General features: G+C 56.0%; 15 protein-coding genes. 8 read left to right on the top strand and 7 right to left on the bottom strand.

Translation table 11 applies throughout. The annotated features are described in order from the left end of the window. The first annotated feature begins 2 nt into the window (after positions 1–2). The 3 genes from Q8O73_RS18225 to rsmA are packed head-to-tail and all read left to right on the top strand — an operon-like array spanning position 3 to position 3203. Positions 3–1277, top strand: coding sequence for a peptidylprolyl isomerase (locus Q8O73_RS18225; RefSeq protein WP_305559626.1), 1275 nt, complete (start codon positions 3–5; stop codon positions 1275–1277). A 32-nt stretch (positions 1278–1309) separates the two neighbouring features. After that, positions 1310–2341 carry a 4-hydroxythreonine-4-phosphate dehydrogenase PdxA gene (pdxA, locus tag Q8O73_RS18220; protein WP_305559625.1) on the top strand — a complete coding sequence of 344 codons (1032 nt, stop codon included), beginning with the start codon at positions 1310–1312 and terminating at the stop codon, positions 2339–2341. Beyond that, a complete protein-coding gene (rsmA, locus tag Q8O73_RS18215) occupies positions 2331–3203 on the top strand; it encodes a 16S rRNA (adenine(1518)-N(6)/adenine(1519)-N(6))-dimethyltransferase RsmA (protein WP_305559624.1) in 873 nt (290 codons plus the stop codon). Before pdxA ends, rsmA begins: the two co-directional genes overlap by 11 nt. Positions 3204–3216: 13 nt before the next feature. On the opposite strand, the gene gmk is transcribed toward rsmA, so the two are convergent. Both gmk and Q8O73_RS18205 read right to left on the bottom strand, forming a co-directional pair. After that, positions 3217–3852, bottom strand: coding sequence for a guanylate kinase (gene gmk, locus Q8O73_RS18210; protein WP_305559623.1), 636 nt, complete (start codon positions 3850–3852; stop codon positions 3217–3219). 19 nt (positions 3853–3871) lie between these two features. Further along, on the bottom strand, positions 3872–4756 hold the full coding sequence (locus Q8O73_RS18205; RefSeq protein WP_305559622.1) for a YicC/YloC family endoribonuclease: 885 nt from the start codon (positions 4754–4756) through the stop codon (positions 3872–3874). 182 nt (positions 4757–4938) lie between these two features. Between Q8O73_RS18205 and Q8O73_RS18200 the strand changes: the two genes are divergently transcribed. After that, positions 4939–5730 (top strand): SDR family oxidoreductase, encoded by a 792-nt coding sequence (locus Q8O73_RS18200; protein WP_305559621.1) that lies wholly within the window; start codon positions 4939–4941, stop codon positions 5728–5730. Between the two features lie 4 nt (positions 5731–5734). Here the strand turns inward: Q8O73_RS18200 and mltG are convergent, their stop codons facing one another. The 5 genes from mltG to fabD form a co-directional block, all read right to left on the bottom strand. Further along, positions 5735–6709, bottom strand: a complete 975-nt coding sequence (mltG, locus tag Q8O73_RS18195; RefSeq protein WP_305559620.1) for an endolytic transglycosylase MltG — start codon at positions 6707–6709, stop codon at positions 5735–5737. 23 nt (positions 6710–6732) lie between these two features. Then, positions 6733–7992, bottom strand: a complete 1260-nt coding sequence (fabF, locus tag Q8O73_RS18190) for a beta-ketoacyl-ACP synthase II (RefSeq protein WP_305559619.1) — start codon at positions 7990–7992, stop codon at positions 6733–6735. An 85-nt stretch (positions 7993–8077) separates the two neighbouring features. After that, a complete protein-coding gene (locus Q8O73_RS18185; protein ID WP_305559618.1) occupies positions 8078–8314 on the bottom strand; it encodes an acyl carrier protein in 237 nt (78 codons plus the stop codon). A gap of 172 nt (positions 8315–8486) precedes the next feature. Next, on the bottom strand, positions 8487–9227 hold the full coding sequence (gene fabG, locus Q8O73_RS18180) for a 3-oxoacyl-[acyl-carrier-protein] reductase (RefSeq protein ID WP_305559617.1): 741 nt from the start codon (positions 9225–9227) through the stop codon (positions 8487–8489). Between the two features lie 39 nt (positions 9228–9266). Beyond that, positions 9267–10208 (bottom strand): ACP S-malonyltransferase, encoded by a 942-nt coding sequence (fabD, locus tag Q8O73_RS18175; RefSeq protein WP_305559616.1) that lies wholly within the window; start codon positions 10206–10208, stop codon positions 9267–9269. 348 nt (positions 10209–10556) lie between these two features. Between fabD and rpsF the strand changes: the two genes are divergently transcribed. The 4 genes from rpsF to rplI are packed head-to-tail and all read left to right on the top strand — an operon-like array spanning position 10557 to position 12775. Continuing rightward, a complete protein-coding gene (gene rpsF, locus Q8O73_RS18170; protein ID WP_305559615.1) occupies positions 10557–10931 on the top strand; it encodes a 30S ribosomal protein S6 in 375 nt (124 codons plus the stop codon). A 23-nt stretch (positions 10932–10954) separates the two neighbouring features. Continuing rightward, positions 10955–11188, top strand: coding sequence for a 30S ribosomal protein S18 (rpsR, locus tag Q8O73_RS18165; protein ID WP_305559614.1), 234 nt, complete (start codon positions 10955–10957; stop codon positions 11186–11188). A 46-nt stretch (positions 11189–11234) separates the two neighbouring features. Further along, positions 11235–12173, top strand: a complete 939-nt coding sequence (locus Q8O73_RS18160; protein ID WP_305559613.1) for a DUF2232 domain-containing protein — start codon at positions 11235–11237, stop codon at positions 12171–12173. Next, entirely contained in the window at positions 12173–12775 is a 603-nt protein-coding gene (gene rplI, locus Q8O73_RS18155) for a 50S ribosomal protein L9 (RefSeq protein WP_305559612.1), read from the top strand. The genes Q8O73_RS18160 and rplI overlap by 1 nt, the downstream gene beginning before the upstream one ends. Positions 12776–12888: the final 113 nt, after the last annotated feature.

Raw genomic sequence — 12888 nt, 5'->3', positions numbered from 1 at the left:
TAATGCGTTATTTTTGCAAAAACTTTTGGTTTCTTCACGTTGTGGCCCTCGCAATTCTGCTTCTGGCTTCGGCACAACAGGTCAAGGCACAAGGGGCAATTGGTGTTGCCGCCGTGGTCAATGACGAACCGATATCGATTGTTGACCTTGTCGAACGGATCAAACTGGTTGCCGCCACGTCCAACATGAAGATGACCCCGTCGCTCAGTCAGGAAATGGCCCCGCAGATGTTGCGTCAGTTGATTGACGAGCAATTGCAAATGCAGGAGGCACAGCGGCGTGGCTTTGAGGTCACCGATGCGGATATGCAACGCGCCCTTGATATGGTTGAAAGCAATTCCAATTTGCCGTCCGGCGGGCTTGAGCAATATTTGCAGCAGAACGATATCTCGATGGCCGCCATGCGTGCCCAGATGCGACCGCAAATCGCATGGCAGAAACTGTTGGGATCAATGCGCCGCGAAATTCAGATTTCCGATGCCGAAATTGACGATGTTCTGACCCGGATCGAACGCAATCAGGGCAAACCACGTAACAATATTCAGGAAATTCTTCTGCCTGTCGATAACCCGCAAGAAGAAGACCGCATTCGCAATAATGCGCGCGAAGTCATTCAGGCCTTGCGCAATGGTGCCAGTTTCGAGGGTCTCGCCCGTCAATTTTCCGCCAGCACCAGTGCGGCCAATGGCGGCGGACTGGGATGGGTATCATCAGGTGAAATGGCCGCCGAACTTGAAGATGTCATCAATAACATGGCACCCGGTCAGATCAGCGACCCGATCCGCACCATTCGCGGTTATTATATCGTGAAGTTACTTGACCGTCGTCAGGGGGATGCTAATGCCCTTGAAAGCGTCAAACTGGATCTTTATCAGTTGTTTGTGCCGCTGAACGGCAACGCGCAGCAGGAAGAAAACCAAACCAAAATCGGTATCCTCCAAAACGCCCGCCAGACGGTCAATAGTTGCGAACAGATGGCCGCCATCGCCGTTGATCTTGGTTCCGATCTGAGTGGCGAGACCAAAGGCATTTCGCCAGATGAACTGGCACCTGTCATTCGCAATGCGGTTGGCAATCTTGATGCCGGTAGCATCTCGCAGGTTTTACAGGTTGAAGGTGGTGCATTGGTGGTGATGATCTGTAACCGGACGGTTGAAACAGCAGCACCACAGCGCGAACTGATTGAAAACCGCCTGATGATGGAACGCCTTGAAATTCTGGCCCGCCGTAAATTGCGGGAATTGCGCCGCAACGCCTTTATTGATGTGCGTATCTGACCCCGATTGATCCGGCTTGCAGGAGCTTAACAATGGCCGATATCAAGCCACTGGCGATGACCATCGGCGAGCCGGGCGGCATTGGGCCTGAACTGGCCTTAAAGGCGTGGCTGACACGCAAGGCCGAAGCGCTCCCTGCTTTTTTCGTTATTGCCCCCTCCGCTATCCTGCGGGATCAGGAAAATTTGTTGCAACTTGATGTTCCCATTGTCGAAATCAGCAATCCGGGGGATGTTGCGGATGTCTTTGAAACGGCACTACCGATCTATCCTCTTGATCTGCCCTGCCCCTCTGTTCACTGTGGAACGGCTTCGCCTGATACGGCGGCAATTGTCATCGCCAGCATTATGAAAGCCGTCGAATTGACCCGCATGGGGGCGACCAGCGCCGTTGTCACCAATCCGATCCAGAAAAGTGCGCTCTATCAGGCCGGGTTCGCCCATCCCGGCCATACCGAATTTCTGGCCGAACTGGCAGGCCCCGGAACGATTCCCGTGATGATGCTCGCCAACAGCCAGTTGCGCGTCGTTCCGATGACCATCCATATCGCCCTTTCAAGGGTGCCTGACGCCTTGACGATTGATCTGATCATCCGGCTGGCGCATATCACGTCCCGCGCCCTGACGCAGGATTTCGGCATATCGTACCCCCGTCTCGCCATTGCCGGGTTAAACCCGCATGCCGGTGAAGATGGCGCAATGGGCGATGAAGAACAAACCGTCATGATTCCGGCGATCCGCCAGTTGCAACAGGATGGCTTGAACGTTGTGGGCCCGATGTCCGCCGACACCATGTTCCATGCCGAGGCACGGGCACATTATGATGTCGCATTGTGCCCCTATCATGATCAGGCCCTGATCCCTGTCAAAACTCTTGATTTTCATGGCGGGGTCAATGTCACCCTTGGCCTGCCCTTTATCCGGACATCGCCGGATCACGGGACCGCCCTGAATATTGCGGGCAAGGGCATCGCCCGGCCAGACAGCCTGATCGCGGCCATCCGCATGGCCGCCAGCATGGCCCGTAACCGCCAGCAGGCCGGAGAGCCGACAATTGACCGATAATTCCCCCGGAACCGACACTGTTTTGGCCCATGATGGTCTGCCGCCCTTGCGCGATGTGATCGCAACGCATGAATTGTCGGCCAAAAAGCAATTTGGCCAGAATTTCCTGTTTGACTTGAATCTGACAGGGCGTATTGCCCGTGCCGCCGCCCCGCTGGACGATGCCACGGTGATTGAAATCGGGCCGGGGCCGGGTGGATTGACCCGCGCCCTGTTATATCACGGGGCAAAAAACCTGACGGTGATCGAACGCGATCCACGCTGCCAACCGGTTCTGGCGCAAATCAATGCGCATTATCCCGGTTGCCTGCATGTGATTGATGGCGATGCGCTGGAAGTGGATGTTGTCAAACTGGGCCCCGCCCCGCGCAAGATCGTTGCCAATCTGCCCTATAATGTCGGTACGCAATTATTGCTGAACTGGCTGCATGACATTGATAATTTCAGCAGCCTGACATTGATGTTCCAGAAAGAAGTCGCCGAACGGGTGGTTGCCCGCCCCAAAAGCAAAGCATATGGCCGTCTGTCGGTACTGTGCCAGTATCTGTGTGATTGTCAGATCCTGTTTGAAGTCCATCGTAGCGCCTTCACCCCGCCGCCCAAGGTGACATCGGCCGTGGTGCAATTGCGCCCGCGGGCAGATCGCCCCGTCGGGGTCGATCTTCAAAGCCTTGGCAAGGTGACACAGGCCGCCTTTGGTCAGCGCCGCAAAATGCTGCGCGCCAGCCTGAAAAGCCTTGGTGTGGATGTTTCCGCCCTTCTGACGCAAACCGGCATTGTCGAAACGGCACGGGCCGAAGAATTATCGATTGACGATTTCGTCGCCCTGACCCGCATATATGATCAGCTGAAATCCGCCTGACCGCAAAACAGGCTTATTCCGTCAGCAGTTTTTTGACAAAGGTCGGAAGCTGTTGCTGACGATCACGCTTGAGGCGTTCCGCCCCGATGATATGTTCGACCGATGCCAGACAGCGGTCCAGATCATCATTGATCAGGACATAATCAAATTCCGCCCAATGGCTGATTTCCGCTCCGGCCTTGGCCATCCGTTTCATGATCACGTCATCTTCGTCCTGTCCACGATCCCGCAGGCGGCGTTCCAGTTCCGCAGATGATGGTGGCAAGACAAATATCGACACCACGTCATCCCCGGCCTTTTCGCGCAATTGCCGCGCCCCTTGCCAGTCAATATCAAACAGCACATCATGCCCCGATGACAGGGCATCTTCGACAGGCTGGCGCGGTGTGCCGTAATAATTGCCATAGACCTCGGCCCATTCCAGCAATTCATCATCGGCGATCATGTGCTTGAAGCCCTCAACCGATTTGAAGAAATAATGAACGCCTTCATCTTCGCCCGGGCGGGCCGGGCGCGTCGTTGCCGAAACCGACAGCGAAATCTGATTGTCTTTTTCCAGCAACTGCCGGGTAATTGTGGTTTTACCGGCCCCGGACGGCGCACAAAAAACCAGCATCACCCCGCGACGCTTTGCGGTTTCGTCGATCATTACATTTCCTTCGGCGGCGTTATTCAACATTTTGCACCTGTTCGCGCAACTGATCGATGCTGACCTTTAATTCCATGCCGCAATTGGTCAGTTCAATATCATTGGCCTTGGAACACAGGGTATTGGCTTCGCGGTTGAATTCCTGACACAGGAAATCGAGTTTGCGGCCAATCGCCCCCCCCTGTTTGATCATGCTGCGCGCCGCTGAAATATGGGCTTTCAGACGGTCGATTTCTTCGCGAACATCGGTTTTTGTCGCCAACAGGGCGGCTTCCTGATGCAGGCGTTCGATATCAAATTGCCCGTTTTCCAGCAATTCACTGACCTGACGTTGCAGCCGCGCCCGGATGGCATCGGGCCGGGCGGATTCTGTCTGTTCAGCACGGGCGACAGTTTGGGCGATCTGGTCAATATGGCCGGTCAACAGCACGTCAAGTTTTCCGCCTTCCTGTGCGCGACTTTCAATCATCTGATCAAGGGCGACCGACAGGGTCGCCAGAATGTCGGCTTCGCGTGCCTCGCGGGCGTCATCATCTTCCTGTTCCTCGACGGCTTCGAGCACCCCGCGCACATTCAGCAAATCGGCAATGGTGCCCGCATCCATCTTGCTGTTGGCATCCAGTGTTTCGCTAAGGGAGACCAGTTCATTCAGCAAATCGCGGTTAATACGATAGCGCATACCTTCGCCGGGCCGCACGACATTCAGCGCCAACCCGATATTGCCGCGTTTAAATCGCTGCGACACTGCATCACGCACCACGGGTTCCAGCCGTTCATAACCGCCATACAGCTTGGCCCGGATATCGAGTCCCTTGCCATTGACACTGCGGACTTCCCAGGTCCAGGCAAAGCCATCTCTGGCACCATCGGCCCGGGCAAAGCCGGTCATACTTGAAACGGTCATGATATTATCCAGTCCTTTTTTAAATGCCGGGTGTTTATAGCGGGTTGACCGCCGCCCGCCAACAAAATGCGCCCGCCATCATCATCGCAAAAAAACACAGCGCTTTCACATTGATGCCCTATTCATGTTTCATTTTCCCGGCCACGATATACCATGTGACCAACAAGGGGACCCGCACACCAATGTCCATGCAATATAGCGCCATTCTGATCACCGGGGCCAGTTCAGGCATCGGGGCGGCTTTGGCCCGGCATTATGCCTGCGCCGGAACCACCCTGTTTCTGAGCGGGCGCAATCTGGCGCGCCTCAAACAGGTGGAAAATGATTGCCGGGCCAAGGGTGCCAATGTGTTTTCCGATGTACTGGATGTGACAGAGCGCGAAACCCTGCATGATTACGTGATCCAGTGCGACGGTATCATGCCGCTCAGCCTTGTCATCGCCAATGCCGGGATTTCTGCCGGAACCGGACAGGATGGCGAAAGCCCCGAACAGGTGCGCGATATCCTTGCCACCAATGTTGCGGGCGTTCTGAATACCATCGATCCGGCTGTTGCCTGCATGACCCTGCGCAGGCGCGGGCAAATCGCCATCATGGCGTCACAGGCATCCTATCGCGGCCTGCCATCGGCCCCGGCCTATTGCGCCAGCAAGGCCGCCGTGCGCGTCTATGGCGAAGGATTGCGCGGTGCGCTGGCCCCGTTCGGGGTCAAGGTCAATGTCATCTGCCCCGGTTTTGTCCAAAGCCGCATCACCGATGCCAATGATTTCCCGATGCCGTTTTTCATGAAGGCAGACAAAGCCGCCAAAATCATTGATCGCGGCCTGACCCGCAACAAGGGCATCATCGCCTTTCCGTGGCAGATGAATATAGCATCGACATTTCTGAAATTGCTGCCGCAGAGCATTCTGGACCGGGCGGCAAAACGCATTCCGCGCAAGGCTGCAAGCGCACCACGGGTTCTGCCGGAATGATCCGTCAGTCGCCGCTGTTCAATTTGCGCCAGCGCGCTACATTGCGGTTATGTTCGTCCAGTGTGCGGGCAAATGCATGACCGCCCGTACCATCAGCGACGAAGTAAAATTCATCTGTTTTGGCCGGGTTCAGCACGGCGGCAATGGCATCGCGCCCCGGATTGGTGATCGGCGATGGCGGTAACCCGGCATAAACATAGGTGTTATAGGGGCTGTCAAATTTGAGATCAGCACGGGACAAGGGTCGGTCCAGACGTTTGTCCGGGCTGACGGCATAGGCCACCGTCGGGTCGGATTGCAATCGCATTTTGATGCGCAGGCGATTGACAAATACCCCGGCCACACGTGGCCTCTCGGCGGCAACCCCGGTTTCGCGTTCGACAATCGATGCCAGAATAATCGCTTCTTCGGGTGTGTCGAACGGCAATCCGGCTTCGCGCCGCGGCCACAAATCCGTAATTGCGGCGTCGTGGGCGGCAATCATGCGATCCACAATCGATTGTCGCGAATCGCCCAGCGAAAATTGATAGGTTTCCGGCAACAGACTACCATCGGTCGGAAGTATTTCAACATCGCCGACCAGCCCGTCAATCTGTGACAGTCGTTCGATAATTTCGCCGGACCGCAAGCCTTCGGGAATGGTGACAAACCGTTTGACGGTCTGGCCGGTCGCCAGAATTTCGGCGGCCTCGCGCGGGCTGACCCCGGCGGGAAAGTGGTATTCCCCGGCGCGCAAGGCACGATCAAGACCGGTGACCCGCACCCCGATCAGAAAAATCAACGGGTCTTCAACAATGTTCTGCCGGAAAAAAAGATCGGCAATACCGCGCACCCCGGTGCCTTGCGGCACCACCAGATTGACGTCTTTGTCCAACTGGCTGGGCGATGTATAGGACGAATGCACATACACCGCCCCCCCACCAAGGGTGAGAAGGGCGGCGAGGCATAAAAATCCGATAACAAGGAGAAAACGCTTCACGGCGTTACCCCGCGGTTACATCGTCAAACGGCTTTGAAAACCAGCGAAGCATTGGTGCCGCCAAATCCGAACGAATTCGACAGGGCAACATTGATTTTACGTTGTTTGGCTTCGAGCGGCACCAAATCCATACCAAGACAGGCATCCGACGGGTCCCGCAAATTCAGGGTCGGCGGCGCAACATTGTCATAAATCGCCATGATCGAGAACACCGCCTCAATCGCACCGGCGGCCCCCAAAAGATGGCCGGTCGATGATTTGGTCGACGACATGGACAATTTGCTGGCCGCATCGCCAAACAGACGTTTCACTGCACCCAGTTCGATTTCATCGCCCAACGGCGTAGATGTGCCATGGGCATTGACGTAATCGACATCTTCGGGGTTCAGGCCGGCATTGCGCAATGCGTTGCGCATGGCGCGGAAACCGCCATTGCCATCGGGCGTCGGTGCCGTAATGTGATAGGCATCACCTGACATGCCATAACCAACGACTTCGGCGTAAATACGCGCCCCCCGTGCCTTGGCATGTTCATATTCTTCAAGAACCACACAACCGGCTCCTTCACCCATGACAAAGCCGTCACGGCCCTTGTCCCACGGGCGGGATGCCTCGGTCGGGGAGTCGTTATATCCGGTCGACAATGCCCGTGCAGCAGCAAAACCGGCCATGCCAATCCGGCAAACAGCGGCTTCGGCCCCACCGGCAACCATGACATCGGCATCGCCCAGCATGATCATGCGCGACGCATCGCCAATGGCGTGCGCACCGGTCGAACAGGCGGTGACAACCGCATGGTTCGGACCCTTAAGGCCATGTTTGATCGAAACCTGGCCTGAAACCAGATTAATCAGGCAAGACGGAATGAAAAACGGGCTGACCCGGCGCGTATTGCCATTATTGACCAGTTCGCTTGCCTCGGAAATACGCGGCAAACCGCCAATCCCCGACCCGATCATAACACCGGTTGCTTCCTGATCTTCGTCGCTTTCGGGTTTCCATCCGGAATCCGCCAGCGCCTGATCCGCAGCAGCAACACCATAGACGATAAAATCGTCCATTTTTTTCATGTCTTTGATCGAAATATAGTCTTCGGCGTTAAATTGCCCTTCGCCCGTCCCGGCGGGAACCATGCCCGCAATTTTAGCCGGAATATCGGACACATCGAAATGATCAATGTTTTTGATGCCGGATTGGCTTGCCAGCAGCTTTTTCCAAGTCGCCTGTGCACCGCTTGCCAGCGGTGTAACGGCACCAAGACCGGTAACAACTACGCGTCTCATCCCGTTCACGCCTTTATCCTGTTATTTACTGCAAAGACGAAACGGGCGCCCGAGGATGCCTCTGGCGCCCGATTCAAACGACAAATCAGCCGTTGTTCTTCTCGATGAAGTCAATCGCGTCTTTGACGGTCAGAATCTTTTCGGCAGCATCATCAGGAATTTCGCATCCGAATTCTTCTTCAAACGCCATAACCAGTTCGACCGTGTCCAGGCTATCGGCGCCCAGATCGTCGATGAAGCTGGCGTTTTCGGTGACCTTGTCTTCCTCAACACCGAGGTGTTCGACAACGATCTTCTTCACGCGATCTGCGACATCACTCATAGCTCAAAATCCTTCAATAGGTTTTCTGTCAGTTTTTACGTTATCTGGTGCCCTCAAGAACCCCCTATTGACAGGGACCCGCGGGAACCGGAAACCGGCAATGTCAATCGCCCGTTTCATGATTCTGTATTGCGGCACCTTTTAAACAGAAAAGCATGAAACCCGCAACGGGTTAAATCATCGCCATTCCGCCATTCACATGCAAGGTCTGACCGGTGACATAGGCAGCCTCGTCACTGGCAAGATACAGAACCGCTGCTGCGATCTCGGCACTTTCGCCCATCCGGCCTGCCGGAATAGCGCCCAAAAGCTTCTCTTTTTGCGTTTCGTCCAACTCGTCGGTCATCGCCGTTGTGATGAATCCCGGGGCAACACAATTAACCGTAATCCCCCGCGACGCCACTTCCTGCGCCAGCGATTTTGACCAGCCAATCATCCCGGCCTTGGCCGCTGCATAATTCGCCTGCCCCGGATTCCCGGTCACACCGACAATCGAGGTAATGTTGATAATACGGCCATGACGACGCTTCATCATGCCGCGCAGGCAATTGCGCGCCAGTTTGAATGCCGCCGTCAGATTGACATCCAGAACCGCCTGCCAGTCTTCGTCTTTCATTCGCATCGCCAACTGGTCGCGGGTAATCCCGGCATTGTTGACAAGGATATCAAGCTGCCCGCCCAATGCTTCTTCGGCCTGTTTGATCAGACCATCAACCGATGCCGGGTCAGACAGATTGCCCGGCACAATAACAACATCGCCGCCAATTTCGACCGCCATCGCTTCAAGCCGTTCCTGACGGGTACCCGAAAGGGCGACACGCGCACCGGCCTGCGCTAACATTTTGGCGATTTCGCCGCCGATGCCTCCGGTAGCACCGGTGACCAGAGCGGTTTTTCCTGCAAGATCAAACATATTCATTCTTTCCTTGTTCGCATCAACCCTGTCGTCCGCTTATAGCGCGGCCAGAAAGGCTTCGATATCTGCCGGACCATTGATGGCACTACCGGTCATATCCTTGTCAATCCGGCGCACCATGCCGCTCAGAACCTTACCGGCCCCGATTTCGACCAAATCGGTGACGCCCTGCGTCTTCATATAAAGGACAGACTCGCGCCAGCGCACGGTGCCGCACACCTGCTGGATCAGCAAATCGCGAATTTCTTCGGCATCGGCAACTTTTTGGGCCGTCACATTGGCGACCAGCGGCTTGTTCGGATTACGCATCGTCACTTGCGACAAGGCCACCGCCATCGCATCGGCGGCGGGCTGCATCAAAGAACAATGGAACGGGGCGGATACCGGCAACAGGATGGCACGCTTTGCCCCCTTTTCCTTTGCCAGTTCCATCGCGCGTTCCACCGCAGCCTTGTGCCCGGAGACCACAACCTGCCCGTCGGCATTGTCATTGGCCGCCGCACAGACATCACCCTGGGCGGCAGCTTCTGCCACCGCAACCGTTTCGTCAAAGCTCAGCCCCAAAAGGGCGGCCATCGCGCCAATGCCCACTGGCACGGCAGCCTGCATTGCCTGTCCGCGAGTTTTCAACAGGCGGGCGGCATCGGCAATGCCAAAAGTTCCGGCCGCGGCCAGTGCCGAATATTCGCCCAGCGAATGCCCCGCCACCAGATCGCATTTATCGGTCAGGGCAAAGCCCCCCTCGGATTCCAGAACGCGGGTGACGGCCAGACTGACGGCCATCAGGGCGGGCTGGGCATTGGCCGTCAGCGTCAGTTCGCTTTCCGGTCCGTCAAACATCAACTGACTTAAATTCTGCGAAAGGGCTTCGTCAACTTCCTGAAAAACGGCGCGGGCCACTGGAAAGGCATCCGCCAGTTCCTTGCCCATCCCAACCGCTTGCGACCCCTGTCCGGGGAAAACGAATGCGCGTGACATTATATATGTAATACCCTTGTCTGCATGATAGTCATCACCCGGTTGCCGGGCGCGATCCTTTTTTAAGGTCCCCTTGATAGCGCCCGCCCGTTCTGTGTCAAGACCGGACGGCATCATCGGGGGGATCGACCCTAACAAACATCGCGCCACGGTCAAACAGGATGTTTTACCCGTGCCATGCAGCATTCCGGAAAACCCGCCTGAAAGTCGCGGCATTTGCGGTTGCGCAGGGTGGGGAAAAGTGTATATTGCCCGCCTCATGGCTCCTTGCCGGGGTTGCCCGGCTATGCTTGCATGACATGAGGTCATGCCGGAAGAGATAAGCCACAAGGAGTGATTAGGAGAATTATGAGCAAGTACGAAAGCGTGTATATCGCACGTCAGGACTTCTCGACCGCACAGGTCGAAGCCCTGAACGAAAAGATGGTCCAGGTTATTACCGAACTGGGTGCCACTGTTGCCAAAACCGAATATTGGGGTTTGCGCGCACTGGCTTACCGGGTCAACAAAAACCGCAAGGGTCATTATACTCTCTTCCAGATCGACGCCGACAAGGATGCGATTGCGGAATATGAGCGTCAGATGCGCCTGAACGAAGACGTTCTGCGCGAAATGACCGTCAAGGTTGACGCGTTCGAAGAAGAGCAGTCCGCCATTCTGCGCAACCGCGATGAACGTGGCAGCCGTGGCCCCCGTGGCCCGCGCGGTCCGCGTCCGAATTGATCCGGTAAAGAGGAGACTATATTATGGCTGGACGTCGTCTGTTTTTCCGTCGCCGTAAAAGCTGCCCGTTTGATGGCAGCGATGCGCCGAAAATCGACTATAAAGATGTCAAACTGCTTCTGCGGTTTGTTTCCGAACGCGGTAAAATTGTTCCGAGCCGTATCACTGCGGTTTCGGCCAAAAAGCAGCGTGAACTCGCAAAAGCGATTAAACGCGCCCGCTTTCTGGCGCTGCTGCCTTACTCTGATCAGATCTGAGGCAGTCGGCAAGAGACCCGTTGCGGTCTCGGGCCTGGAGTAGTGCATGTCACGTGATATCCTAACGTCAATCGGGGCCGGACTGGGCAGTGCGCTGCTGTTTTTCCTTGTATTGACCGGCCATCCGCTGGCGTTGCTGCTCTCGTATTTCGGGCACTTGCCACTTCTCCTTCTGGGGTTGTGGCGCGGTCCCAAAAGCCTGCTGGTTGCGGCAACCGCCGCATGCAGTGCCCTGATGCTACTTGGGGGATTGCTGCCGTTCACGGTCTATCTGATCGTGTTTGCCGGACCGGCGATGTTATTGACCCGCATGGTGCTGGTCACCCGAATGAATGCAGCCGGGCAACCGGATTATGTTCAGCCGGGAATCGTGGTTGGCACCATGGCTGTTGTTGTTGCCCTGATGATGGTGATCATTTTGGGCGGGGCATCGGCGGAAGGTCTGGACATACAGGAATTCATCAAACAATTCCTGGGCGCGATGTATTCGGAAATGGGGGTCCCGATGACCTCTGATGTCGAAAATGTTATCGCCACGTTCCAGTTGTACTTCCCGGCGGTTGCGGCTTTGTCCTGGCTTCTGATGTTGCTGGTCAATGCCATAATCGCCCAGGCAATTTTGGTCCGCGCAGGCAAAAACCTGCGTCCGACGCCAGAACTGGCGTCGATGGCCTTGCCCGGATGGTCAATGTTTGCGTTTGCCCTTGCCGGGGCGTCGATCGCGTTTACCGACGGCAATCTGGCATATATGGCACGTAACGTCGCGGTGGTTCTGGCAGCGCCTTTCCTGTTGCAGGGACTGGCGCTGGTGCATGGGCAGGCAGCCCGATGGCCGCAAAAGAATATGGTACTGACGGTATTCTATATCGTCGCGGTTCTGTCCAGTTGGTCGTTTGTTGCGGTCACTGGTCTTGGAATTGTCGAACATTTAATCAGGCTGCGGGGGAACCAACCGATGACCCGTGGCAATGAGGAGGATCGGTGATGGAAGTTATTCTGCTCGAACGGGTGGAAAAACTCGGCCAGATGGGTGATGTTGTCACCGTCAAGCCGGGCCACGCCCGTAACCGTTTGCTGCCCAAGGGCATGGCCCTTCGTGCAAACAAGGCAAATCTGGCAGCTTTTGAAGCACAGAAAGTGCAGCTCGAAGCTGACAATCTTGAACGTCGTAAAGAAGCCGAAGCCGTTGCGGCCAAGATGGCTGACCTTGCGGTCACCATCGTGCGTCAGGCATCGGACGTCGGTCAGCTTTATGGTTCGGTCACGGCCCGCGACATCGCGGCTGTTGTTACCGAAGCAGGCTTTACCGTTGCCCGCACCCAGGTTCGCCTGTCGACCCCGATCAAGACCCTTGGTCTGCATGATGTCATCATCGCGCTGCACCCGGAAGTCTCGGTTACGATCACTGCCAATGTCGGTCGTACCGAAGACGATGCTGCCGAGCAGCTTCGCAAGGGTGTGACCGTTCTGGGCGGCTTTGACGAGTTTGAAGAAGAAGACGAACAGGCCGACGAAGAAGTTTCGGAAGACGAAGCTTTTGAAGCTGCCGGTGAAGAAGGTGACGAAGGCGAAGAATACACTGCGTAAGCAGGGTATTGCTTTGTCTGCGATATCGAAACGGCGCGTCCTTCGGGATGCGCCGTTTTCTTTTGGAACTGTTTCCAAATTCTGCTAATCCGCAGGGGACGGATGTGCGGGTT

This window comes from Thalassospira sp. (assembly GCF_030690045.1).
Lineage (GTDB): Bacteria > Pseudomonadota > Alphaproteobacteria > Rhodospirillales > Thalassospiraceae > Thalassospira.
The sequence above is the reverse complement of the archived record's forward strand: the minus strand, read 5'-3'. Positions and strand labels throughout refer to the sequence as shown.

Coding starts and splice junctions, on each gene's coding strand:
- Q8O73_RS18225 (WP_305559626.1), top strand. CDS start 3: ATGCGTTATTTTTGCAAAAACTTTTGGTTTCTTCACGTTGTGGCCCTC.
- pdxA (WP_305559625.1), top strand. CDS start 1,310: ATGGCCGATATCAAGCCACTGGCGATGACCATCGGCGAGCCGGGCGGC.
- gmk (WP_305559623.1), bottom strand. CDS start 3,852: ATGATCGACGAAACCGCAAAGCGTCGCGGGGTGATGCTGGTTTTTTGT.
- Q8O73_RS18205 (WP_305559622.1), bottom strand. CDS start 4,756: ATGACCGTTTCAAGTATGACCGGCTTTGCCCGGGCCGATGGTGCCAGA.
- Q8O73_RS18200 (WP_305559621.1), top strand. CDS start 4,939: ATGTCCATGCAATATAGCGCCATTCTGATCACCGGGGCCAGTTCAGGC.
- fabF (WP_305559619.1), bottom strand. CDS start 7,992: ATGAGACGCGTAGTTGTTACCGGTCTTGGTGCCGTTACACCGCTGGCA.
- Q8O73_RS18185 (WP_305559618.1), bottom strand. CDS start 8,314: ATGAGTGATGTCGCAGATCGCGTGAAGAAGATCGTTGTCGAACACCTC.
- fabG (WP_305559617.1), bottom strand. CDS start 9,227: ATGTTTGATCTTGCAGGAAAAACCGCTCTGGTCACCGGTGCTACCGGA.
- fabD (WP_305559616.1), bottom strand. CDS start 10,208: ATGTCACGCGCATTCGTTTTCCCCGGACAGGGGTCGCAAGCGGTTGGG.
- rpsF (WP_305559615.1), top strand. CDS start 10,557: ATGAGCAAGTACGAAAGCGTGTATATCGCACGTCAGGACTTCTCGACC.
- rpsR (WP_305559614.1), top strand. CDS start 10,955: ATGGCTGGACGTCGTCTGTTTTTCCGTCGCCGTAAAAGCTGCCCGTTT.
- Q8O73_RS18160 (WP_305559613.1), top strand. CDS start 11,235: ATGTCACGTGATATCCTAACGTCAATCGGGGCCGGACTGGGCAGTGCG.
- rplI (WP_305559612.1), top strand. CDS start 12,173: ATGGAAGTTATTCTGCTCGAACGGGTGGAAAAACTCGGCCAGATGGGT.